The organism is Phenylobacterium sp., from assembly GCF_036821595.1.
Classification (GTDB): domain Bacteria; phylum Pseudomonadota; class Alphaproteobacteria; order Caulobacterales; family Caulobacteraceae; genus Phenylobacterium.
In genome coordinates this window covers 20,064-43,372 of the sequence record NZ_DAISJG010000020.1, presented here as the reverse complement: position 1 = coordinate 43,372, position 23,309 = coordinate 20,064, and the positions used below count along the sequence as shown (strand labels likewise).

Annotated in this window: 20 protein-coding genes; 11 read left to right on the top strand and 9 right to left on the bottom strand. The window is 69.7% G+C overall.

All coding sequences use genetic code 11. The features are described 5' to 3' along the window. Positions 1-77: 77 nt before the first annotated feature. The 3 genes from V7Z97_RS11355 to V7Z97_RS11345 form a co-directional block, all read right to left on the bottom strand. On the bottom strand, positions 78-2,555 hold the full coding sequence (locus V7Z97_RS11355; RefSeq protein ID WP_334163536.1) for a TonB-dependent receptor: 2,478 nt from the start codon (positions 2,553-2,555) through the stop codon (positions 78-80). A gap of 365 nt (positions 2,556-2,920) precedes the next feature. Then, on the bottom strand, positions 2,921-5,755 hold the full coding sequence (locus tag V7Z97_RS11350; protein ID WP_334163535.1) for a TonB-dependent receptor: 2,835 nt from the start codon (positions 5,753-5,755) through the stop codon (positions 2,921-2,923). A 256-nt stretch (positions 5,756-6,011) separates the two neighbouring features. Beyond that, positions 6,012-8,555, bottom strand: coding sequence for a TonB-dependent receptor (locus tag V7Z97_RS11345; RefSeq protein WP_334163534.1), 2,544 nt, complete (start codon positions 8,553-8,555; stop codon positions 6,012-6,014). Between the two features lie 330 nt (positions 8,556-8,885). On the opposite strand from V7Z97_RS11345, the gene queC reads away from it, so the two are divergent. Genes queC through queD form a run of 3 tightly spaced genes read left to right on the top strand, consistent with a single transcriptional unit; the run spans position 8,886 to position 10,669 of the window. After that, complete coding sequence (gene queC / locus V7Z97_RS11340; protein ID WP_442958027.1) at positions 8,886-9,632, top strand: 7-cyano-7-deazaguanine synthase QueC; 747 nt, start codon at positions 8,886-8,888, stop codon at positions 9,630-9,632. Beyond that, the gene (queE, locus tag V7Z97_RS11335; RefSeq protein ID WP_334163532.1) at positions 9,629-10,261 is read left to right on the top strand and encodes a 7-carboxy-7-deazaguanine synthase; all 633 of its coding nucleotides are present in this window, start codon (positions 9,629-9,631) and stop codon (positions 10,259-10,261) included. The genes queC and queE overlap by 4 nt, the downstream gene beginning before the upstream one ends. Before the next feature lie 33 nt (positions 10,262-10,294). Continuing rightward, entirely contained in the window at positions 10,295-10,669 is a 375-nt protein-coding gene (queD, locus tag V7Z97_RS11330) for a 6-carboxytetrahydropterin synthase QueD (protein WP_334163531.1), read from the top strand. Here the strand turns inward: queD and V7Z97_RS11325 are convergent. The 3 genes from V7Z97_RS11325 to V7Z97_RS11315 form a co-directional block, all read right to left on the bottom strand. Then, positions 10,666-10,869, bottom strand: a complete 204-nt coding sequence (locus tag V7Z97_RS11325) for a hypothetical protein (RefSeq protein ID WP_334163530.1) — start codon at positions 10,867-10,869, stop codon at positions 10,666-10,668. The genes queD and V7Z97_RS11325 overlap by 4 nt on opposite strands. 62 nt (positions 10,870-10,931) lie before the next feature. Then, positions 10,932-12,056 (bottom strand): chorismate synthase, encoded by a 1,125-nt coding sequence (gene aroC / locus V7Z97_RS11320; protein WP_334163529.1) that lies wholly within the window; start codon positions 12,054-12,056, stop codon positions 10,932-10,934. A gap of 45 nt (positions 12,057-12,101) precedes the next feature. Beyond that, positions 12,102-12,812 carry a DnaJ C-terminal domain-containing protein gene (locus V7Z97_RS11315; RefSeq protein ID WP_334163528.1) on the bottom strand — a complete coding sequence of 237 codons (711 nt, stop codon included), beginning with the start codon at positions 12,810-12,812 and terminating at the stop codon, positions 12,102-12,104. 81 nt (positions 12,813-12,893) lie between these two features. Here V7Z97_RS11315 and pdxH point away from each other — a divergent pair, with 81 nt between their 5' ends. The 5 genes from pdxH (at position 12,894) to V7Z97_RS11290 (ending at position 17,788) form a co-directional block, all read left to right on the top strand. Next, positions 12,894-13,559 carry a pyridoxamine 5'-phosphate oxidase gene (gene pdxH / locus V7Z97_RS11310; RefSeq protein WP_334163527.1) on the top strand — a complete coding sequence of 222 codons (666 nt, stop codon included), beginning with the start codon at positions 12,894-12,896 and terminating at the stop codon, positions 13,557-13,559. Continuing rightward, positions 13,556-15,058 carry a bifunctional aminoglycoside phosphotransferase/ATP-binding protein gene (locus V7Z97_RS11305; RefSeq protein ID WP_334163526.1) on the top strand — a complete coding sequence of 501 codons (1,503 nt, stop codon included), beginning with the start codon at positions 13,556-13,558 and terminating at the stop codon, positions 15,056-15,058. Before pdxH ends, V7Z97_RS11305 begins: the two co-directional genes overlap by 4 nt. 94 nt (positions 15,059-15,152) lie before the next feature. Next, a complete protein-coding gene (locus V7Z97_RS11300) occupies positions 15,153-15,545 on the top strand; it encodes a hypothetical protein (RefSeq protein WP_334163525.1) in 393 nt (130 codons plus the stop codon). 78 nt (positions 15,546-15,623) lie between these two features. Continuing rightward, on the top strand, positions 15,624-17,270 hold the full coding sequence (locus V7Z97_RS11295) for a long-chain-fatty-acid--CoA ligase (RefSeq protein ID WP_334163524.1): 1,647 nt from the start codon (positions 15,624-15,626) through the stop codon (positions 17,268-17,270). Continuing rightward, positions 17,267-17,788: a GNAT family N-acetyltransferase gene (locus V7Z97_RS11290; protein ID WP_334163523.1), complete on the top strand. Its 522-nt coding sequence runs from the start codon at positions 17,267-17,269 to the stop codon at positions 17,786-17,788. The genes V7Z97_RS11295 and V7Z97_RS11290 overlap by 4 nt, the downstream gene beginning before the upstream one ends. A 4-nt stretch (positions 17,789-17,792) precedes the next feature. Here the strand turns inward: V7Z97_RS11290 and V7Z97_RS11285 are convergent, their stop codons facing one another. Together V7Z97_RS11285 and V7Z97_RS11280 are read right to left on the bottom strand one after the other, a co-directional pair. Beyond that, positions 17,793-18,686 (bottom strand): MBL fold metallo-hydrolase, encoded by an 894-nt coding sequence (locus tag V7Z97_RS11285; RefSeq protein ID WP_334163522.1) that lies wholly within the window; start codon positions 18,684-18,686, stop codon positions 17,793-17,795. Then, complete coding sequence (locus tag V7Z97_RS11280) at positions 18,686-19,093, bottom strand: TIGR01244 family sulfur transferase (protein WP_334163521.1); 408 nt, start codon at positions 19,091-19,093, stop codon at positions 18,686-18,688. The genes V7Z97_RS11285 and V7Z97_RS11280 overlap by 1 nt, the downstream gene beginning before the upstream one ends. A gap of 109 nt (positions 19,094-19,202) precedes the next feature. Between V7Z97_RS11280 and oppB the strand changes: the two genes are divergently transcribed. Both oppB and V7Z97_RS11270 read left to right on the top strand, forming a co-directional pair. Next, complete coding sequence (gene oppB, locus V7Z97_RS11275) at positions 19,203-20,126, top strand: oligopeptide ABC transporter permease OppB (protein ID WP_334163520.1); 924 nt, start codon at positions 19,203-19,205, stop codon at positions 20,124-20,126. Next, entirely contained in the window at positions 20,123-21,034 is a 912-nt protein-coding gene (locus tag V7Z97_RS11270) for an ABC transporter permease (protein WP_334163519.1), read from the top strand. Before oppB ends, V7Z97_RS11270 begins: the two co-directional genes overlap by 4 nt. A 10-nt stretch (positions 21,035-21,044) precedes the next feature. Here V7Z97_RS11270 and V7Z97_RS11265 read toward each other — a convergent pair whose 3' ends face one another. Further along, a complete protein-coding gene (locus V7Z97_RS11265) occupies positions 21,045-21,587 on the bottom strand; it encodes a hypothetical protein (protein ID WP_334163518.1) in 543 nt (180 codons plus the stop codon). Positions 21,588-21,599: 12 nt separating this feature from the next. Here V7Z97_RS11265 and V7Z97_RS11260 point away from each other — a divergent pair, with 12 nt between their 5' ends. Further along, positions 21,600-23,261 (top strand): peptide ABC transporter substrate-binding protein, encoded by a 1,662-nt coding sequence (locus V7Z97_RS11260; protein ID WP_334163517.1) that lies wholly within the window; start codon positions 21,600-21,602, stop codon positions 23,259-23,261. The last annotated feature ends 48 nt before the right edge of the window (positions 23,262-23,309 follow it).

Below are 23,309 nucleotides of genomic sequence, written 5' to 3'. Positions count from 1 at the left end.
GTGGACCCGTTCCCCAAAAAAGAAGGGCGGCAGGAGACCCGCCGCCCAAGATGGCGCTAGGGAGGAAACGCGCCTTTCTAGAACCGGTACTGCAGCTCCACGCCGTAGGTGCGCGGCTGGATCAGCCCCCGCGTGATGGCCGTCCGCGTCTGGACGAGCCCGGGGCCCGGGTTGGGGATGTCGAAGATCGCCGTCGGCGTCGTCGAGCCGTTGGACGTGTAGCCCCGCTCGTCGAAGGCGTTCTTCACGTAGCCGATGAGCGTGTAGCGGTCGTCGGCGTCGTTCCACAGGACCCGGAAGTCGGTGACGTCGTAGGCCGGGACCTTGTTCGCCGCGCTCTTGAACGGCTGGTAGGTGGTCTCGTCGGTCCAGGTGTAGGTCGCCGACAGGATCAGCGAACCCGGATCGAAGTTGAAGGTGTAGTTCGCGTTGCCGGCGAACTTGTGCTTCGGCGACTGGTAGATCCGCGAGCCTTCCAGGGTCTGGAAGACCAGGCGGGTGCCGTTGGAGACCACGAAGCCGCCCGACGGGGTGGCGTTCGGATCGAGCGCGCCCGGGTCCGCCGGATCGTAGAAGCAGCAGCCCTTGGTGATCTCGGTGTGCAGGTAGCCGTAGCTCGCCGACAGGTCGAGGTTGGCGATCGGCCGCCACAGCGCCTCCAGCTCGACGCCGTAGGCTTCGGAGTCGACGTTGACGAAGTTGTTGGCCGCCGCCGTGCCCGCCGCGTTCAGCTGCGACAGGTTGAGCTGCATGTCCTTGAAGTCGTTGTAGAAGGCCGCGCCGTTGAGCTGGAAGCGGCGGCCGATGCTCTTCTTCAGGCCGATCTCGTAGGCGTCGACCTGTTCCTGGTCGGCCGTGGGGTCGGGCGCGAGCGTGCCGAGCAGGAAGCCGCCCGACTTATAGCCGCGGCTGTACTTGGCGTAGACCAGGGTGTCGTCGTCCGGCGTCCAGTCGAGGTTCACCGTGCCGGTGACGGCGTCCCAGCTGTCCGACAGCGAGCGGAAGTTCTGCACGCCGTTGGCCGGGTTGCCGTCGATGTCGGTGGAGACGTCGAAGGCCGCCGCGCCGCTGGCGATCGCCGGCGACAGGATGATGAGGCGCTGGGTCTCGAAGCCCGACTTCTTGTCCTTGGTGTAGCGGAGGCCGGCGGTGAGCGCGAACTGCTCGTTGAACTCGTAGGTGCCCTGGCCGAACACCGCCCAGGCCTTGGATTCCAGGTTCGCCCGGCCGTCGGCGAAGTTGCGGCTCGGGTTGGCGGCGGCCGGGGCGCCGAGCAGGGTCAGCGGGTTGGCCAGCTGGACCTGGTTGGGGTTCGCCAGCTGGATCCGCTGCTTGTACTCCTCGTGGTACTGGTAGAGGCCGAGGATCCAGCGCAGGGCGCCGTCCGAGTTCGAGGTCAGGTTCACCTCGTTCGAGAAGTACCGCTTGTTCTCGTCGAAGTCGGTGGTGGTCGTCGGGAAGTACGGGACCGCCATGCCGGGGATCGAGATCGCGGCGGTGCGGCTGGTGCCGTCATAGTCGCCGCCGGTCTGGTAGTTGTACTGCTGGAAACCGCCGATGTACTTCAGCGTCGCGAAGCCCAGGTCGTAGCTGACGTTGGTCGCCAGCACGTGGTTGCCGCGCAGCTGGCCGTAGCCGTCCGTGTTGGTGTTGGTGACGTACGGGTCGGTCACGCCCGGGTTGGCCGTGGCGTAGCCGAACTGGGCGTTGGGCACGAGCTGGCCGATCGGGCCGAAGGGCAGGGTGGTGTCGTAAGGCGTCACCAGGTTGGCGAGGCGGTCGCCCACGCCCATGGTGTCGTCCCAGTTGGAGCGGTTGTACCGGGCCCAGATGGTCAGGCGCTCGGTCGGCTCGGCCTCGACCTGGAATTCGAAGTAGGTGCGCTTGATCGTGGCGCCGTCCTTGCCGCCGCCGATGTTCTTGATGAAGCCGTCGCGCTGCCAGTCCTGGCTGCCGCCCACCTTGAAGCGCAGGTTGTCGGCCACCGGCAGAGAGACCACGCCCTCGATCTTGGTGCGCTCGAAGTTGCCGTAGCCGGCGCGGATCTCGCCGCCGAACTCCTGGTCCGGACGCTTGGAGATCTGGTTGATCGCCCCGCCGATGGCGTTGCGGCCGTAGAGGGTGCCCTGGGGCCCGCGCAGGATCTCGGTGCGCTCGATGAACAGCGGCGACTTGAACAGCTCCGACGACGAGGCGGAGTAGAAGCCGTCCGAATAGGACGCCACGCCCGGGTCGTTGCCGATGTAGAAGGTGTTGCGCCCGGCGCCGCGCAGGCTGACCCGGTCGGTGCCGGAGTAGTTCATCCCCGGCGTGAAGTTCACGAAGTCCTGGATGCCGGTGATGCCGGCGATGTCGCGGCGCTCCGAGGTGAAGGCCGAGACGGCCACCGGCACGTCCTGCAGCGACTGTTCGCGCTTCTCGGCGGTGATGACCAGTTCCTCGAGCTCGATGCCGCTGGCGTCCTGGGCCAGGGCGGGCTGGGCCAGGGCGGTGAGCGCAACAGCCGACGCGCCCATGGCGAGCAGGCTGCGAAGCCGCAGGGTGTTCAGAGACATGCAGTCCTCCCGGGACGCGCGCGCGGAGGCGCGGCGCCGCTTCGTTTCGCTTTGCTGTGGACGGGCGCGGGGAGGCGCCCGAAGGGCCGGGACCCTCGCGGCGCCCGGCGGGGCGGGTCAACTGGACAGCGATAACTTATCGGCTTTCAAGCCAACTTTGCCGTGGACGTGACCGAAATACCGCACTTTCGAATACGACGTACAAAACCGAACGCCGCTCTATGAACCCTAGCGGTTATGGGAATTGACGCAGCGTCAGAAATTCGCTCGCCGTACCGAATCTACGAACATGGTGGAGCCCGGACAAAAGAAGAGGGGCGGCGGGTCACCCCGCCGCCCCCCTTTTGTCTCCGCCGGCTGGCTGGCTACCAGCGCTTGGAGATCGAGACGCCGTAGGTCCTGGGCTCGGTGTAGAACACGTTGCGGAACAGGCCCGAGGAGTCGTCCGTCAGATAGAAGTCGGTGATCGCCGTCTCGTCGGTGGCGTTCTTCACGAAGGCGCCGATTTCCAGCCCGGCTTCGGGGTTCTCCACGGTCAGCGTCAGGTTGACGTTCTCCCAGCCGCGGATGCGGTCGGCGTTGCTGTTGTAGATCCGGGCGTAGGTCTTGCCCTGCTTGTAGTAGTCGCCGCGCAGGACGGCCTGCCACGAGGCGCTGAGGTCCATGGTGTACTGGGCGCCCAGCGAGACCGTCCAGTGCGGCGAGTTCGGCAGTTCGTTGCCGTCGAGGTCCACCGGCACGCCTTCCGAGACCAGGCCGCCGAAGGCGTTGGTGCCGGCCGCGATCGCGCCCCCGCCGATGTTCGTGCCGGCCCCCGCGGCCGAAGCCAGGGTGCAGACGCCGAGCAGGTTGAACGGGTTGGGGGTGAAGCCCGGCACCTGGCCGTTGGAGATGGCCAGCGCGGTCTGCGCCGCGGCCGTGGTCACCACGCAGTTGGAGGCGGCGCTGGACTTCACCAGGGTGAGGCCGGCGATCCCCTGGGTCCGGTTGAAGGTGTCGATCGAGGCCGCGTCCTTGATCTCGCTGTCCAGCCAGCCGATCTGGGCGTTCAGGCGCAGGTTCTCGAGGGGCTGCCAGATCGACTCGAACTCGAGGCCCATGACGCGGGCGTCGATGTTCTCGTTGATCGAGGTCCGGTTGATGATCTTGGAGACCTGGTAGCCCTTGTAGTCGTAGTAGAAGCCCGTGAGGTTCAGCTGCAGGGAGCCGCCCATCAGGGTGTTCTTCGTGCCGACCTCGTAGGCGTTGATGAACTCCGGCTCGAAGGTCGCCGGCACCGGCACCACGCCGATCCCCGGGCTGAACGGCGGGTTCAGGCCGCCGCCCTTATAGCCGCGGGTGTAGAAGGCGTAGATGAGGGTGTCGTCGGTGAAGCCGACGTCCGGCTGCCAGTCGAAGCCGAAGCGGCCGGTCGGCTCCTTGAACTTCGCCTTCTGCAGCCCGATCGGGATCGGGCCCTGGCCCGGGACGCCGAGCGCCACGGAGTGGGCGGTGACCCGCTTGTCGTCGACCGTGTAGCGCAGGCCGAGCGTCCACTTGAAGTTTTCGCTCATCTGCCAGTAGAGCTCGCCGAAGGCGGCGTAGGACAGCAGCCGGTAGGGGCCGTAGCTGTCATAGTAGTTGTGACCCAGCCGGGTCGGGTCGGCGTTCGGATCCACCGAGACGCAGGGGGCCGCCCCGACGCAGTTCGGATTGCCGGCCGTGAGCAGATTGTTGATCTGGTAGTAGCCGGTCCCCGTGTTGAACATCACGTAGTAGTCGCCGGTCGAGTTGTACTTCGTGATCAGGCCGCCGACGTTGTAGTTCAGCGGGCCCTCGAAGTTCGACTGGAACCTCACCTCGTGGCTCCACTGCTCGGTGTAGCCCGAGGAGATGTCGCTGGTGGTGAACCGGTTCTGCGCGCCGTTCTGCGGATCGTTGATCACGCCTCCGGGGAACAGGGCCCCGTAGACCGCCGCGTAGCCGCCCGGGATGGGCGCGGCGGCGAAGGCGTTCACCGGGTTCGGGGTGGTGTTGAAGTTCGACGATGGCAGGTAGCGGTTGTAGTCCTGCCGCGTGTAGAGCTTGTAGTAGGTGTAGGCGCTCAGCCAGTTCATCGTCACGTTTTCGGTGACGTCGAACTCGGCGTTGAACTCGTAGATATCGGTCTTCGACTTGTAGATCGGGTCGAACAGGGACTCGATGTCCCGCACGTCCGGCGTCTGCATCTTGCCCGCGTAGGCGTCCCCGGTCTGGAAGCCGCCGAGCGCGCCGAACAGGCCGCCCAGCGTGGCCTGGGAGTTCACGGTGCCCAGCGCGCTCGGATCGTAGAGCGAGGTGGGCAGGCAGCCCTGGCTGAACAGGCCCCGCTGGATCTGCCCCACGGGCGGGATCGCCGAATAGCCGAGGCCGCCGATGTTCCCGGGGCCGAGGTCCTTGGTGCAGAGCTGCTTGCCGATCCGCGAGCGGTTGTCGTCCTCCTCGAAGTGGTCGAACAGCAGCCAGCTGCGGAAGTTGTCGGTCGGCGAGAAGGACAGGGTGACCCGTCCGCCCCACAGGTCGCGGTCGTCGGCGTCATTGCCGGTGGCCAGGTTCTCGCCGTAGCCGTCGCGCTTCAGGTAGCTGCCGGCCACCCGCAGGGCCAGCATGTCGCCCATCGGCATGTTCACCATGCCGCGCATCTTCATGGTGTTGTAGTTGCCGTATTCGGCCCGCGCGTGGGCGGAGAAGGTGTCGGTGGGCTTGGCGGTGATCAGGTTGACCACGCCGCCGGTGGCGTTGCGCCCGTAGAGGGTGCCCTGCGGACCGCGGAGCACCTCGACGCGCTCCATGTCGTAGAACTCGGTCTCGAACAGGTTGTTGGCGATCAGCGGGGCGTTGTTCAGGTGGATGCCGGTGCCGGCGTCGCCCGAGGCGGCCACCAGCTTCGAGCCGATCCCGCGGATCTGGAAGTTGTAGCCGGTGAAGTTCCCCTTGGAGAAGTTCACGTTCGGCACGGCGAGGACCAGGTTCGGGCCGCCGTCGATCTTGGCCTTCTCAAGCGCTTCCTGGTTGAAGGCCGAGACCGCGATCGGCACGTCCTGCAGCGCTTCCTCGCGCTTCTGGGCGGTGACGACGAGCTCCTCGATCACCGTTTGGGCCGCCGCCGGCGTGGTCGCCGCGATGGCCGCGAGGGAAGCGCCCGCCACGAGCATGCGACGCAGGGTGATTGCTTTGTCCATCGGTTCCTCCCAACACGCCGGGCTCTTGTGGCCCGTGACGTTCGCCGCTCGCGGAAATGCGCTGAGGGGTGCGGCGAGTCCCCCCGACAGCCATGGCCAAGCACGCGGCACGAGGAGGGGTCCTGTCAACAGAACATCGTTAGCCGATCACTGTTTAGATGCTCGCCTGTGACAAAATTGGCGAAGCAGCGGACCTAACGTAAAGGGGCGGCGGGTCTCCCCGCCGCCCCCTGCCGAGCCGTTTTGTACCTGCTCGTCAGAACCGATACTGCAACTCCACGCCGTAGGTCCGGGGGAAGTTGAGGATCACCGTCCGGCGGGGCCCCACGGCGGTCGGCGAGCCGGCGGTCGAGCTCTGGTAGCCCACCTCGTCGAAGGCGTTCTTCACGTAGCCGATGACCGTGTAGCGGTCCTCCCCGTCCTTCCAGAGCATCCGGAAGTCGGCGATCTCGAACGCCGGCGAGGTGTAGACCGGGTTGCTGAAGATCGTGGACTGCTGGTCGTCGGTCCAGGTGTAGGTGCCGCTGGCGATCAGGCTCCCCGCGTCGAACTGCCAGGTGTAGGTGGCGCCCAGGGTCACCTTGTGCTTGGGCGTCAGCGGCAGGGCGTTGCCCACCAGCGACTGCGGCTGGCTGCCGTTGGCCAGCGGCGCGCCGAACGGCCGCGCCCCGGGCGCGAGCGCGCGCGGGTCCGGCGTGTCGACGAAGCAGCAGCCCTCCTTCACCTCGGCGTTGAGGTAGGCGTAGTTCATCAGGAGCTGCAGGTTGTCGACCGGCGCCCACTGGGCCTCGAGCTCCGCGCCCCAGACCTCGGCGTCGAGGTTCAGGAAGCGGCTGCCGGTGATGTTGCCGAGCGCTACGGTGAGCGGCGTCTGGAAGCCCTTGTAGTCGGAGAAGAACAGGGCGCTGTTCACCTGCAGCCGGCGGCCGAAGTTCTTCTTCGCCCCAAGCTCATAGGAGTCCACGTACTCCGGGTCGGCGTAGGGGCTGGGCGTGAGGCCGTTGGAGCCCAGCCAGCCGCCCGACTTGTAGCCGCGGCTGTAGCGCGCATAGAGGTTGGTGTCCGGGTCCGGCTCCCACTGGAGGCCGAGCGTGCCGGTCAGCGCGTCCCAGTCGCCCGACAGGTCGCGGCGCAGGCCGCCGCTCGGGTTCGGGAACAGGTCGGCGGTCAGCGGGTTGGCCGCGCACGCCGCCAGGGTGAAGCCGCCGCACACCTGGAACGGCGTGAGGTCCAGCGACAGGCCCTGGGCCACCGAGATCGGCACGCCCGCGGCCACCAGCCCCTGCAGCAGCGCCGCCGCCGGCAGGCGCGCCACGTAGCGGGCGACGTCGTAGCCGCTCTTCTCGTCGTAGGTGTAGCGCAGGCCGGCGGTGAGGGTCAGCGCCGGCGCGAACTCCCAGTCGATCTGGCCGAAGGCGGCGTAGGACTTGGTCTCCAGATGGCCGTCCACATAGAGGAAGGCGCCGCGCGGGTTGGCCGGCACGGGCGCGCCGGTCAGGCTGACCGGATTGAACATGCCGGGGTCGCCGACGACCCGGATGCCCTGCGGCTGGTCGTACTCCTGGTAGTACTGGAACACGCCGACGATCCAGTTCAGCGGCCCGTCGCTGTTCGACGAGAGGTTGATCTCGTTCGACATCCAGCTCTGGCGCTCCTCGTAGAAGGTGCGCGCGTCGGTGGAGACGTTGGTCGCCGTGAACGGCGTCAGCGGCCCCGGTCCGTCGAGGTCCGGGAACGGCAGGTTCTGCGGCCCGACGCGGGGTGTCAGGTCGGAGTCGGACGAGGTGTTGTAGTCGTACTGCTGGTAGCCGCCGAGGTACTTGAGCGTGCCCCAGCCGAGGTCGTGGGTGACGTCCAGGTGGACCCGGTGGTGGTTGTCCAGCGAGCCGTAGGCGTCGTGGTTGGTGTTGATCCGGTAGGGATCGGCCACCGCCGGGTTGGTCCCCGTGTAGCCGAGCGCGGTGTTGTAGTAGAGCGCCGAGGTGCCCGAGCCGGTCGGCGAGGTCACGTCGTACGGCGAGACGATGTTGGTCAGCGTGTTGCCGACGCCGTAGCTGTCGTCCCAGTCGAACTTGGAATAGCGCAGCCGGGCGGTGGTGTTCTCGCCGAGGTCCGCCTCGATCTGGAACTCGACCATCCAGCGGTCCACCTCGGCGGTGTCGCGCGCCGGGCCGACGTTCTCGATGAAGCCCTTGCCGCGCTTCTCCATGGAGGCGCCCAGGAGGAAGCGCAGGTTCGGCGCGATGGGCCCGCGGATCAGGCCGTCCACCCGGTAGAAGTCGTAGTTGCCCGCCTGGGCCCGGACCTCGCCTTCGAAGTCCTCGGTGGGACGCTTGGCGATGACGTTCATCGCCCCGCCGATCGAGTTGCGGCCGTAGAGCGTGCCCTGCGGTCCGCGCAGGATCTCCGTCCGCTCGATGAACAGCGGCGGGGTCGAGGCGTCCGCCATGGAGTTGGAGAAGATGCCGTCGGAATAGAGCGCCACCGACGGATCGGTGCCGATCGCATTGGTCAGGCGGCCGAAGCCGCGGATCGAGAGGCGGTCGTTGTTGGTGTAGCTGAGCGACGGCGTGATCCGCGCCAGGTCCTCGACGGTGTTGACGCCCAGGATGTCCCGGCGCTCGCTGGTGTAGGCGGTGACGGCCACCGGCACGTCCTGCAGCGACTGCTCGCGCTTCTCGGCGGTGACGACCAGTTCCTCGATCTCGGTCTGGGCCAGCGCCGGCTGGGCGATCGCGCCGAGGGTCATGGCGGAAGCGCCCGCGACAAGCAGGCTCCGCAGGTGCAGAGTTTTTGACATTCGTTTTCTCCCAGAGGCGTCCGGGTTCTGTTGGCCCGGTTTCCGCCGAATGGCTCAAGCTCAGCCGGGATCGCGGTCCTGTCAACGCCTCGCCGAGGGGGAAATGCGGCGAAAATCAATCTTCGCGCCGAAAGCGATCCCAAATTGAAGCTTCCGTTGCGGAAATGTGCAGAAATATAACAGCGTTATGTTGAGTCTAGACTTTGAACATCCGGTATCGCGCTTCAGTTGCACCTGCGCAGAGCTTCGCGTCTCGCAAAGTGATTCTTGCTCACCCACCGGCGCCGGGCCCGCGGTCGCCGACTTCCCCCGCGGCGCCTCAGGGCGCATATGGGGCCGATGACCGAGACCACCGGCGCCCTCGTCCTGTTCTCCGGCGGGCAGGATTCCACAGTCTGCCTCGCCTGGGCCCTCGACCGCTATCCGCGCGTCGAGACCGTCGGCTTCGACTATGGCCAGCGCCACGCCGTGGAGCTCCAGGCCCGCCAGGCCGTGCGCGCCCGCATGGCCGAAGCCTTCCCCGACTGGGCCGCACGCCTGGGCGAGGACCACATGCTGGAGATGCGCGGCTTCGGCGCGATCGGCGACACGGCCATGACCGGCGAGCGCGCCTTCGAGATCACCGCCAAGGGCCTGCCCTCCACCTATGTGCCGGGCCGCAACCTCGTCTTCCTCGCCTACGCCGCCGCGCTCGCCGACCGGCGGGGGCTGCGGGTGCTGGTGGGCGGCATGTGCGAGACCGACTTCTCCGGCTATCCCGACTGCCGGCGCGAGGCCATCGACGCCATGGAACGGGCCCTGAACCTCGGCATGGCCCAGGACTTCCGCATCGAGACGCCGCTGATGCGCCTGACCAAGGCCGAGACCTGGGCGCTCGCCAAGGGCCTGGGCGGCGAGGCCCTGGTCGAGCTGACCCTCGAGGAGAGCCACACCTGCTACCGCGGCGAGCGCGACGTGCGCCGCCCGTGGGGCTACGGCTGCGGGACCTGCCCGGCCTGCGAGCTGCGCGCCCGCGGCTACGAGGGCTGGGTCGCCCAGGACCGCCCCGTGCTGCGACCCGGAGCCGTGGAGGCATGAGCTACGCGGTCAAGGAGATATTCCTGACCCTGCAGGGGGAGGGCGGCCAGGCCGGCCGGCCGGCCGTGTTCTGCCGCTTCTCCGGCTGCAACCTGTGGAGCGGCCGCGAGCAGGACCGCGCGTCCGCCGTCTGCACCTTCTGCGACACCGACTTCGTGGGCATGGACGGCCCCGGCGGCGGCCGCTTCGCCACGGCCGACGACCTCGCCCGCGCCGTCGAGGCCGCCTGGCGGGGCGGGGCGGAGGACCGGCTCGTGGTGCTCACCGGCGGCGAGCCCCTGCTGCAGGTGGACGAGGCCCTGGTCGCGGCGCTTCATGCCCGCGGCTTCTCCATAGCGCTCGAGACCAACGGCACCCTGCCGGTCCCGCCGGGCGTCGACTGGATCTGCGTCAGCCCCAAGGCCGACGCGGAGGTCGTGCAGACCCACGGGCATGAGCTGAAGCTGGTCTATCCGCAGCCCGGCGTCGATCCGGAGCGCTTCGAGCACCTCGATTTCGAGCGCTTCCTCCTCCAGCCCATGGACGGCCCCGACCGCGAGGCGAACACCCGCGCCGCCATCGCCTATTGCCTTGCCCATCCCCGCTGGCGTTTAAGCGTCCAGACCCACAAATACCTCGGCATCGCCTGAGGCCTCCCGCCCAGGCCGCCCCTGACCTTTTCCATGACCGCCCACATCTTCGAGATCACCAAGACCGCGACCTTCGACGCGGCCCACTACATCGCCGAGGGGCCGGAGCACCGGCCCTACACGAACCTGCACGGCCATTCGTTCAAGGTGGAGGCCACCGTCGCCGGCCCCGCGCAGGAGCCAGTGGGCTGGGTCGCCGACTTCGCCGATCTCGACCAGGCGCTGAAGGCCGTCGCGGCCGAGCTCGACCACGGCCTGCTCAACGACAGGCCGGGCCTCGAGCGTCCGACGCTGGAGCACATCTGCCTCTACTTCGCCGATCGCCTGAAGGCCCGGTTCCCCGGTCTCTCGCGCATCGTGGTCTCCCGCCCGACGATCGGCGAGAGCTGCGCCCTGCGGGTGGCCTAGCGCTCGTCCTTGTCGCCGCCGCCGGGGACCACGGCGCCGACCACCATCCCCGCGCCCTTGGCGGTGGTCTTCACGGCCGCGCCGGTGACGCCCACGGCGGTTCCCACCACCGCGCCCGTGGCGGCGACGGCCAGGCAGCCGGACAGGCTGAAGCCCGCGAGCGTGAGCGCGGCGGCGCGGAAGAAGGTCTTGGCGGTCATCTGAAGGTTCCCCGGACTTTGGCGGCGGATACTGCCCCAGGCCCGGCGCCGAAACATGGCGGTCAGCTGCGGCCTTTCGCAGCGCCCGGCTGGTAGGCCCCGCCGCCGGTCTGGCCCCGGTGCCGCAGGAAGGCGTCGGCGAGAACGCAGGCGACCATCGCCTCCACCACCGGCACGGCGCGGATGCCGACGCACGGGTCGTGGCGGCCCTTGGTCCTGAGCTCGATCTCCTCGCCCTGCTCGTTCAGGCTCTTGCGCGGGGTGAGGATCGAGGAGGTCGGCTTGAAGGCCACCCGCGCGGTCACCGGCTGGCCCGTGGAGATGCCGCCCAGCACCCCGCCGGCATGGTTGGAGGTGAACAGCGGGCCGTCATTGGCCATCCGCATCTCGTCGGCGTTCTCCTCGCCGGAGAAGGCGGCCGAGGCGAAGCCCGCGCCGATCTCCACGCCCTTGGCGGCGTTGATCGACATCAGCGCGCCCGCCAGCTCGGCGTCCAGCTTGCCGTAGACCGGCGCGCCCCAGCCGGCCGGAACGCCCGTGGCCTCCACGGCCACCACGGCGCCGGTGGACGAGCCCGACTTGCGCACCGTCTCCAGGTGCGCCTCCCAGACCGGGACCATGTCCGGGTCGGGGCACCAGAACGGATTCTCTCCCGTGCGGGCGAAGTCGATCCGGTCCGGCGCGACCGCGTGCGGGCCGATCTGGACCACGGCTCCGCGGATGGTGACGCCCTCCAGGATCCTGCGGGCCACCGCGCCCGCCGCCACCCGCGCCGCCGTCTCCCGCGCGGACTGGCGCCCGCCGCCGCGGTAGTCGCGCACCCCGTACTTGGCGAAGTAGGCGTAGTCGGCATGGCCCGGCCGGAAGGCCTGGGCGATCTCGGAATAGTCCTTCGACCGCTGGTCGGTGTTCTCGATCATCAGCGAGATCGGCGTGCCGGTGGTCACCTGGCCGCCGGAGCGCTCGTCCTCGAACACGCCGGAGAGGATGCGCACCGCGTCCGGCTCCTGGCGCTGGGTGACGAACTTCCCCTGGCCCGGACGGCGCTGGTCGAGCCAGACCTGGATATCCTCCGCGGTCAGCGGGATCCCCGGCGGGCACCCGTCCACCACGCAGCCCAGCGCCGGCCCGTGGCTCTCGCCCCAGGTCGTCACGCGGAACAGGTGGCCGAAGGTGTTGTGCGACATGGCGGCGCTTCTAGCCCATCCCTCCCGGTCGGGGGAGGGGGAGGATCACGCCGCCCAGGCGGCCGCGAACCGGCGCAGCAGCTTGCGGGCGGCAGAGTCGGTGGAGCTCTTCATTGGTGAAAGCCGCAGGAACAGGTGGCCCTGGCCGTGGCGCCCGCGGGCCGGCAGGCCCTGGCCCTCCAGCCGCACCAGGCCGCGCTCGCCGGCCTTCTTCGTCACCCAGACGATCCGGCGGCCGAGCGGCGTGTCGAGCGCCAGCCGCCCGCCCTCGGCCAGGGTGCGTGGGGGGACAGGCACGGTGAGCCAGAGGTCGTCGCCCCGCACCATGGTGCCGGCCTCGCCGCGCACGGTGACGGTGAGCCGGCTCTCGCCCGCCCGCACCGTGTCGCCGGACCGCAGGCCGGGGGGCAGGGTGAGGCGGATCAGGCGCCCGTCGGCCAGGGGATGGTCGACCGCCCCGCCCTGCATGGCGACGAGCGGCGAGATCGAGAGCGTCGTCGGCAGCGGCGCCCCGCGCGCCGGGGGCTGGACGATCCGCTCGGCCGGCGGGCAGCCCTGCTGCAGCAGGTGGTAGGCGTCCACCACCTGGCGGAACCGCTCGGCCGAGCCGCCCGGCCGGTCGGGGTGGGCCCGCTTGGCGGCCTCGCGGAAGGCGCGGCGGATCTCGCCAGGGCCCGCCAGCGGACCCACGCCCAGCGCGTCGCGGGCGGCCCTCGCGGTCATCGCGGCGGTGGTCGGGGAAGCGGCGTCGGCCATCCCCGCGAGGGAACCCGAACATGGTGAACGCCGCGTTACGGCTCGCCGTCCCCGGGGCGTGCGCGCTATATGCCGCGCGAGATGACCGACAAGACCCTGATCCCCCCGTCGCCCAGCGAGGACGAGTACGTCCGGCAGGTCACCACCGCCGAGCCGCCGCCCCTGCTGACGGAGACCGACCCCTTCGCCCTGTTCGCCGAATGGCTGACGGAAGCGCTGGCGAAGGAGCCCAACGACGCCAACGCCATGGCCGTGGCCACGGCCGATCCGGACGGCCTGCCCGACGTGCGCATGGTGCTGCTGAAGGACGTCGATCCCGCGGGCTTCGTCTTCTACACCAACCTGGGCAGCGCCAAGGGCCGCCAGCTCGCCGCCAATCCGCAGGCCGCCCTGCTGTTCCACTGGAAGTCGCTGCGCCGCCAGGTGCGGGTCCGCGGGACCGTCTCGCCGGTGACGCCGGAGGAGGCCGACGCCTACTTCGCCACCCGCGCCCGCCCCGCCCAGCTCGGGGCCTGGGCCTCCGACCAGTCGCGGCCGCTGGCCGACCGTCTCGGGCTGGAGAAGAAGATCGCCGAGGTCGGGCTGCGGTTCGGCCTGGGCAAGGTGCCGCGCCCGCCGCACTGGTCGGGTTTCCGCGTGGCGCCGAAGACCATCGAGTTCTGGCGCGACCGGCCGTTCCGCCTGCACGAGCGGCTGGTGTTCGAGCGCGCCGGCGACGGCTGGACGACCCACAGGCTCTATCCTTGAGCGGCGCGGAAGCCCCGGCCGACGGCGCCGAAGCCGAGGTCGTCCGCTGGCTGACCGGCCAGATCGGCAAGCCCATCGAGACCGCCATCTCCCGCGTTTTCCTGGGCGAGACCCTGGCCTACAAGCTGAAGCGCCACGTCTCCCTTGGTTACGTCGAGTTCGGCACGCCCGAGCGCCGGCTGTGGGCGCTGGAGCGCGAGCTCGCCTTCAACGCCCGCACCTGCGACATCTACCGCCGCCTGCGTCCGATCACCCGCGCGGCCGGCGGCGGGCTGGAGTGGGAGGGCCCGGGCGAGACCGTGGACTACGCCCTGGAGATGCGCCGCTTCGACGACGACGCCGTGCTCTCGAAGACCCCGGAGGCGATCGACGGCGAGATGGCCGAGGCGCTGGGCCGCACCATCGCGGGCTTCCACGCCAAGGCGCCGCTGAAGCCGCAGGGCGGGCTCACCGCGCTCGCCTTCACCGTCGGCTCCAACGCCCAGCTCCTGCGCGAGCTCGGCGCCGAACTGGGCGCGGACAGGGTCGAGACGCTGATCGCGCTCACGGAGGCGGAGTTCGAGCGCCACACCCCGCTGCTGGCGCATCGCAGCGCCACCGGCTTCGCTCGCCAGTGCCACGGCGACCTGCACCTCGGGAACATCCTGGTGGAGGACGGCCGCCCGGTGCTGTTCGACTGCATCGAGTTCAACGACCTGCTGTCGGACCTCGACATCCAGTACGACCTCGCCTTCCTGCTCATGGACCTCGACTTCCGGGGCCGCCGCGACGCCGCGGTCCGGGTGCTGTCGGCCTATCTGGACGAGGCGGCCCGCAGCTTCCCGCCGGAGCTCTGGGACGGGATCGCCGCCCTGCCGCTGATGCTCTCGGTGCGCGCCGGCGTCCGCGCCCACGTCATGGCCCACAGCGCCGACCCCGACACCGCCCGCCGCTATGTGGAGGCGGGGATCGCCCACCTCTCGCCCCCGCCGCCGAGGCTGCTCGCCGTCGGCGGCCTCTCCGGCTCGGGCAAGTCCACCTTCGCCCGCGCCGTGGCCCCGGCGCTCGGGGCCTCGCCCGGCGCGGTGATCCTGCGCACCGACGAGATCCGCAAGCGCCTGCTGAACGTGCCGCCGACCCGGCGGATGGACAGCGAGACCTACACCCCGGAGTTCTACGGCCGCACCTACGACACCATGATCGACAACGCCCGCGCCCTGCTGCGCGGCGGCGCCTCGGTCGTGCTGGACGCGACCTTCATCGATCCCGGCCTGCGCGGCCGCGCCGAGGCGCTGGCCCGCGAGTGCGGCGTCCCGTTCGAGGGCGTGTGGCTGGACGCGCCGGCCGAGGTGCTGGAGGCGCGGGTGGCGGGCCGCACCCGCGACGCCTCCGACGCCACCGTGCAGGTGCTCCGCGGACAGATCGCCCGCCTGGGCGACGACGTCGCCTGGCCCAGGGTCGACGCCACCGGCCCCGTGGAGCCCGCCGCCGCGCGCTGGCTGCAGGGCGCCTTCGCCTGAGCTGATCGACGGCGGTGGACGCCCGGCCCGCGAGGCTGTTCCATGCGGTCAGGCTCGGGGGAAGGCCTCTCTGGGTCCAGACGGGGGAAGTGGAATGATCGACCGGACGACGACAGCCGCCGTGCTCGCCGCAGCCCTGGGTATGCTCGCGCAGCCCGCCCTGGCGCAGCCCAATCCCGCGCCGCCCCAGGCCTCCTGTCAGCCGGGCGGGCCGGGGTATTTCGAGTTCCCGCAGTTCCCGGGGGGCGGCCTGCTGACGATCGGCCTCTTCAAGTCCCCGACCCACGTCATGATCCATTCGCCGGGCCCGCCCCAGGGACCGCAGGCGAACTACAGCGCCAACATCAAGGCGACCCTTCCGGGCGGCCAGGAGCAGGTCTTCGCCTTCTCGCGCCCCGGGACCTACATCGTCGAGGCGATCAAGATCGAGGCAGGGACCGTGCCGGTCCCAAACAAGGTGGTGGGCTGCATCTCCGTGGTCCGCTGACGCCGCTTCCGTTTGCGTCCAAGCCCTTGAGAAACTAGCGTATCGGGAAGTGAACAAAGTTTAGTTGGGAGAACGTCGATGCAGGGCCGGATGCAGGATTGGCCGCTCACGGTGGACAGGATCCTGGACCACGCGAAGGCCTGGCACGGCGGGGCAGAAGTGGTCAGCCGCTCGATCGAGGGACCGGTCGTGCGCACCACCTACGCCGCCATCCACGAGCGGGCGAAGCGGCTCTCGAACGCCCTGAAGGCCATGGGCGTGGGCCAGGGCGACCGCGTCGCCACGCTCGCCTGGAACACCGGCCGCCACATCGAGGCCTGGTACGGCATCATGGGGATCGGCGCGGTCTGCCACACCCTGAACCCGCGGCTGTTCGCGGACCAGCTCTGCTACATCATCAACCACGCCGAGGATAAGGTCCTCTTCACCGACCTCACCTTCCTGCCGATCCTCGCCGCGCATCGCGACAAGATGCCGACCGTGAAGCACTTCGTGGTGATGACGGATCGCGAGGGGATGAAGGGCGTCGACTTCCCCGGCGCCCTCTGCTTCGAGGACCTGGTCGAGCAGAACTCGCCCGACGTCGCCTGGGGCGGCTTCGGCGAGGAGACGCCGGCCGGGCTCTGCTACACCTCGGGCACGACCGGCAATCCGAAGGGCGTGCTCTACACCCACCGGTCCAACTTCCTGCACACCCTGGTGACCATGGGCCACGACGTCATGGGCCTGTCGGCCGCCGACGTCGTGCTGCCGGTGGTGCCGATGTTCCACGCCAACGCCTGGGGCCTCGCCTTCTCCTGCCCCGCGGTGGGCGCGAAGATGGTCATGCCGGGCGCGAAGCTCGACGGCGCCTCGGTGCACGAGCTGCTGGAGACCGAGGGCGTCACCTTCTCCGCCGCCGTGCCGACGGTGTGGCAGATGCTGCTCACCCACCTGCGCGAGACCAGGGGCCAGCTCACCACGCTCAAGCGCGTGGTCATCGGCGGCTCGGCGGTGCCGGAGGCCATCGTGCGCGGCTTCCGCGACGAGTTCGGCGTCTCCGTCACCCACGCCTGGGGCATGACCGAGACCTCGCCGCTCGGCACGCTGGCCACCCCGACCCGCGCCATCTCGATGATGAGCGACGACGAGCAGCTCCGCTTCACCCTCAAGCAGGGCCGCCCGCCGGTGGGCATGGAGCTGAAGCTGGTCAACGACGCCGGCGAGCCCCTGCCGCACGACGGCGCCACCTTCGGCCGGCTGATGGTCCGCGGGCCCTTCGTGGTCGGCGAGTACTTCAAGGGCGACGGCGGCGAGATCCTCGACGAGGACGGCTTCTTCGACACCGGCGACGTGGCCACCATCGACGAGTTCGGCTTCATGCAGATCACCGACCGCGCCAAGGACGTGATCAAGTCCGGCGGCGAGTGGATCAGCTCCATCGAGATCGAGAACCTGGCCATGGGCCATCCGAAGGCCGCCATCTGCGCGGTCATCGGCGCGGCCCACCCGAAGTGGGACGAGCGGCCGGTCCTGCTGGTCAAGCTGAAGGACGGGCAGACCGCCACCAAGGAGGAGTTCCTCCAGTTCCTCGAGGGCAAGATCGCCAAGTGGTGGACGCCTGACGACGTGGTCTTCGTGGACGAGATCCCGCTGGGCGCCACCGGCAAGATCGACAAGAAGCTGATCCGCCAGCGGATGGAGGGCTACGTCCTGCCCACGGCCAGGCAGCCCGTCACCGCATGAGCGGGCTGCGGCCGGCCTCCGAGGCCGACCATCCCGAGATCGTGGCGCTGACCAACCGCGCCTTCCGGGAGACCGGGCCGCAGGCCAGCTGGAACGTCGAGGACATGATCGGCGGCGAGCGGATCACCGCCGAGCTGCTGCGCCGGGACCTCGCGGAGAAGCCGCACGCCCACCTGCTGATCTGGCGCAACGAGGGCGGCGACCACCTGGGCCACGTCTGGCTGGAGCCGGCCGAGGGCGGGGCCTGGTATCTCGGCCTGCTCACCGTCCGGCCCGACCGCCAGGATCGCAAGCTCGGGCGCGCCCTGCTGGCCGCGGCCGAGGACTACGCCCGCGACCGCGGGGCCGGGCGCATGCGCATGACGGTGATCAACCGGCGGGAGGCCCTGATCGCCTGGTACCTGCGCCGCGGCTACCGCCTCACCGGCGAGACCCGGGCCTTCCCCTACGGCGACGACCGCTTCGGCCGGCCCCTGCGCGACGACCTGGAATTCGTGGTCCTGGAACGGTCGCTCTGAGCGCTCAGGCCAGCCGGTAGGTGCTGTCCGGCCCGGGCTCGCCGTCGGCGGCCAGCACGCCCTGCCGCGTCAGGTGGATCATCGCCGCCAGCATCGAGCGCGCCGCGGCCGGATGCAGGCGCGCGTCCACGTCGGCGTAGAGCCTCGGCACCAGGTCGCGGATCCGCGCCGGACCGGCGGCCAGCGCCGTGGTGATCTGGTCCATCCGCTCCTGGCGGTGGGCGAGGTAGGCGTCGATGAACGGCCTGACCTCGCGGATCGGCGCCCCGTGGGTCGGCCACAGGGTGGAGAAGCCCCGCTCGCGGATAGCCTCCAGGCTGCGCAGGTAGTCGGTCATGTCCCCGTCGGGCGGGGTGATCACCGTGGTCGACCAGCCCATGATGTGGTCGCCGGAGAACAGGCAGTTCTCCTCCTTCAGCGCATAGCAGAGGTGGTTGGAGGTGTGGCCCGGCGTGGGGATCGCCTCCAGGGTCCAGCCGGGTCCGGCGATCTCGCCGCCGCCGCACAGGCTGACGTCGGGGCGGAAGCCCGCGTCGTGGCCGGCCTCCATCTTCACCCCGCCGTCGTCCTCGTCCGGTGTCGCCACCGCGCAGCCGTAGACCGGCGCCCCCGTCCGCGCCTTCAGCGCCCCGGCCAGGGGAGAGTGGTCGGAGTGGTGGTGGGTGATGACGATGTGGGTCACCCGCTCGCCGGGGATCGCCGCCAGGATCGCCTCCAGGTGGGCCGGATCGTCCGGGCCCGGGTCGATCACCGCCACCTCGTCGCGGCCGACGATGTAGGTGCCGGTGCCGACATAGGTGAACGGCCCCGGATTGTTGGCGATCACCCGCCGGATCAGCGGGCTCAGCTGGTCGCAGCGGCCGTATTCGAAGGCGATGTCCCGGACATAGGGGATCATCAGCCGAACACGCCCGAGAGGTCGTAGCCGGCCTCGCGGCCCAGCGCCTTCAGCTCGTCGCGGCCCCGGGCGCCGGACACCGCCTGGCCGAGCGACCAGGTGATGATCGAGCGCGTGCCCGAGCGGCAGAAGGCCAGCACGGGAGAGGGCGCCTCGGCGAGGATGCGGTTGGTGGCGTCCACCTGGTCGGGCGTCGGCGAGCCGCGGACCGGCACGTGGAAATACTCGAGCCCCGCGGCCTTGGCCGCCGCCTCGATGTCGTGGCTCGACGGCTGATGCGGCTCTTCGTTGTCGGGCCGGTTGTTGATGATCGTCCGGAAGCCCTGCCGCGCGGCCTCGCCCACGTCCTCGACGGTGATCTGCGGCGCCACGGAGATATCCTCGGTGACGGGTCTGAAGTCGGCCATGGCTATACTCTGCGCTGCGGGGACGGGGGTTCGTTGACATCATCGGAGGCCGGTGGAAGTTTCGCAACGCCCCGCCCTCCAAAGGCTCCACGCAAGGCTCCTTCACCAGATGTTCCGCTTCATCGGCCGCCGCCTGCTGGTGGCGATACCGACGCTCTTCCTGGTGATCACCGTCGCCTTCTTCATGATGCGCGCGGCGCCGGGCTCGCCCTTCGACATGGACCGCAAGCTCTCGCCCGAGATCGAGAAGAACGTCCTGGCGAAGTTCGGCATGAACAAGCCGCTGCACGAGCAGTACGTGGACTATCTCGCCGGCGTCGCCCGCGGCGACCTCGGTCCCTCGCTCAAGTACCGCGACAAGACCGTGCTCGATATCCTGCAGGAGAACTACAAGCCGTCCCTGCGGCTCGGGCTCTCGGCCATCCTGATCGCCGCGATCATGGGGGTGAGCCTCGGCGTGCTGGCGGCGCTGCGCCAGAACCGAAGTCTCGACTACGGCGTCATGACGGTGGCCATCCTGGGGGTCTGCATCCCCACCTTCGTCACCGCGCCGCTGCTGGTCCTGGTGTTCGCCTCCAAGCTCGGCTGGCTGCCCAGCGCCGGCTGGAACGACGGGGCGCTGGTCAACATGGTGCTTCCGGTGACCGTGCTGGCCCTGCCGCAGATCGCCATCATCTCGCGCCTCACGCGCGCCGGCATGATCGAGGTGCTGCACTCCAACTACATCCGCACCGCCCGGGCCAAGGGCCTGCCGGAGCACCGGATCGTCGGCAAGCACGCCCTGCGCGCCGCCATCCTGCCGCTGGTCAGCTACCTGGGCCCCGCCTGCGCCGGCCTCATCACCGGCTCCCTGGTGGTGGAGAAGATCTTCAACCTCCCCGGCCTCGGGAAGTTCTTCGTCATCAGCGCCCTGCAGCGCGACTACACCGTCGTCATGGGCATGGTGATCTTCTACGCCGCCCTGATCCTCGTCCTGAACCTGATCGCCGACCTGCTCTACGCGGCGCTCGATCCCCGCGTGAGGCTGTCGTGACGTCGTCCGTCCTGGTCCCGGGCTCCCGCAAGGGCGCCGAAAGCATGGAGAAGGCGGCGCTCAAGGGGCGCAGCCTGTGGGACGACGCCCGCCGGCGTCTCCTGCGCAACAGGGCCGCCGTGGCCGGCATGATCGTGCTGGCCCTGCTCGTCGTGGCCGCCCTCGTCGGCCCCTACCTGACGCCCTACGCCTACGACGAGATCAACAAGAACGACGTCTGGCTTGGCCCGCTGCAGAACGGCCACCTGATCGGCACCGATTCGCTGGGCCGCGACCTCCTGGCCCGCCTGCTCATGGGCCTGCGCGTCTCCCTCGCCATCGGCCTGGTGGCCACCGTCGTGTCGCTGATCATCGGGGTGGCCTGGGGCGCCGTCGCCGGCTTCGTCGGCGGCCGGCTGGACGAGGTGATGATGCGCGTCGTCGACGTGCTCTACTCCCTGCCGTTCATCTTCTTCGTGATCCTGCTGATGGTCACCTTCGGCTCGAACATCATCCTGATCTTCGTGGCCATCGGCGCCGTCGAATGGCTGACCATGAGCCGCATCGTGCGCGGCCAGACCCTGACCCTGAAGCACAAGGAGTTCGTGGAGGCCGCCCGCGCCGCCGGCGTCGGGCAGGGCGGGATCATCGCCCGCCACATCGTGCCCAACCTGCTGGGGCCCGTGGTGGTCTACGTGACCCTGACCATCCCGGCGGTGATCCTGGCCGAGAGCTTCCTGTCGTTCCTGGGCCTCGGCGTGCAGCCGCCCATGGCCTCGCTCGGCACCCTGATCGCCAACGGCGCCCAGGACATGGAGCTCGCTCCCTGGCTGCTGATCTTCCCGTCCCTGGTGATGGTCGTGACGCTGATGAGCTTCAACTTCATCGGCGACGGCCTGCGCGACGCCATCGATCCCAAGGACCGGTAGGGACCTGCCTCTACTCCTGCCGCCGGGCGCGGAAGGCGCGCTGGTTCTTCACGCTCATCAGATAGCTGCCGAGGGAGGCCCGGCGGATGCGGACCGGGTCGCCGGCCTTCGGCGTCAGCGGCACCTCGTTGGCGTCCACCTGCACCCAGACGGCGCCGTCCTCCAGCTCGATCACCCACTTGCCCGCGCCGTTCATGCTGGCCACGGCCACCTTGGCGGTGACGGTGTCGACCTCCTCCGGCTTCTCGCCGCGTTCGAAGATGGTCAGCGAGGGCATGGAGAAGCCGAAGGCCTGGCGGCGCACCGTGCGGGCCTGCTCGCGGTCGACGACCACGATGTCGCCCTTGGCCTCGGCCACGTCGATCTCGGCGGCCGCCGCGTCGTAGCAGGCGAGCCTGGCCGCGCTGTCGGCCACCTTGCGGCAGTCGGTCAGTTTCTGCAGCGCCGCGGCGCGCGCCTCGGGCTTGCCCTGGGCCAGCGCCGGCGCCCCGAAGAGCGCCACGGCCGCGATCAGGACCGTTCCAAGACTTGCCCGCGCGCCAGAAATCGTCATGCCTTCGGTCCCATGTCCCTGCGAACGCTCATTGAAGCGACCCGCGCGCCCGCGCGCAATCTGATCCTCGGCCTCGGCGCGCTTCTGGGCGTCACGGCCTGCTCGCCACAGGCGCCGGTGCGGCCCGACTGTCCCGCCGGCAAGGTCTGCCTGCAGATCGGCAACGGCTCCGAGCCGATCTCGCTCGATCCGCACAAGGTGCAGGGCACCTGGGAGCACCGTATCCTGCTCGACAACCTGATCGGGCTCACCCAGGACGACGCCGACGGCGAGCCGATCCCGGGCATGGCGGAGCGCTGGGAGGCCAGCGCCGACGGCCTCACCTGGCGGTTCTACCTGCGCGAGGCGGTCTGGTCCGACGGCGTGCCGGTCACGGCCGACGACTTCGTCTTCTCCCTGCGCCGGATCCTGCTCCCGGCGACGGCGTCCGAGTACGCCTCGCTCCTCTACCTGTTCCGCAACGCCCAGGCGGTGAACGAGGGCAAGGCCCCGCCCGAGAGCCTCGGCGTGCGCGCGCTCTCGCCGCGGATCCTGGAGATCACCCTGGAGCATCCCGCGCCCTACCTCCCGGAGCTCGCCAAGCACCAGACCATGTACCCGGTGCCGAAGCACAAGGTGGAGCAGCTCGGCGACGCCTGGGCCCGGCCGGAGAACTACGTCTCCAACGGCCCCTACCGGATCGTCGCCTGGCGGCTGGGCGACTACGTCAAGGCGGTGAAGAACGAGCGGTTCTGGGACGCGGGCCAGGTCTGCGTGGACGAGGTCTACTACTACCCCACCCAGGACGCGGTCAGCGCCGAGCGGCGGGTCCGCCGCGGGGAGCTGGACATCAACACCGACATCCAGTCGAACCGCATCGCCTTCCTGCGCGAGCAGATGCCTGGCTACGTCCACACCCACACCTACCTCGGGATCGCCTACCTGGCGTTCAACGCGAACGTGCCCGCGCTGCGCGACCGCCGGGTGCGCCAGGCGCTGAACATGGCGGTCGACCGCGAGTTCATTTCCGCGAAGCTGCTGCGCGGGGGCCAGACCCCGGCCTACACCTTCGTGCCGCCCGGCGTGGCCAACTACACGGGCGCCAAGCCGCCGGCCTGGGCCGCCTGGCCACTGGAACGCCGCCAGGCGGAGGCGCGCCGGCTGCTCGCCGCCGCCGGCTACGGGCCGAAGAACCCGCTGCGGATCGAGATCAAGCACCGCAACTCGCCCGACCCCATGCTGCTGATGCCGGCCATCCAGGCCGACTGGAAGCAGGTGGGCGTCGACGCCGTGCTGGCCCAGAACGAGACCCAGATCGCCTACGCCTCCTACCGCGCCCGCGACTTCCAGGTCGCCGACGCGGCCTGGATCGCCGACTACAACGACCCGATGAGCTTCCTCTACCTGATGCAGTCCTCGACGGGGGCGCAGAACTACGGGGACTACAAGAACCCGGCCTACGACGCCCTGCTGGCCCGCGCCGACCAGGAGCCGGACGCCGCCCGCCGCGCCGCCATCCTCGCCGAGGCCGAGCAGCTCATCCTCGACGATGCGGCGGTGGTGCCGACCTACTTCTACGTGAACAAGAACCTGGTCAGCCCGAAGATCACCGGCTGGAAGGCCAACCTCGTCGACTACCACCCCACCCGCTTCCTTTGCGTAGCGGGGGCCGGCGAACGCCGCGCTGCGGAGTAGGGCGCCGGCCGCCCCCGAGCCGGCGAAAGTGTGACGTCCATGTGACAC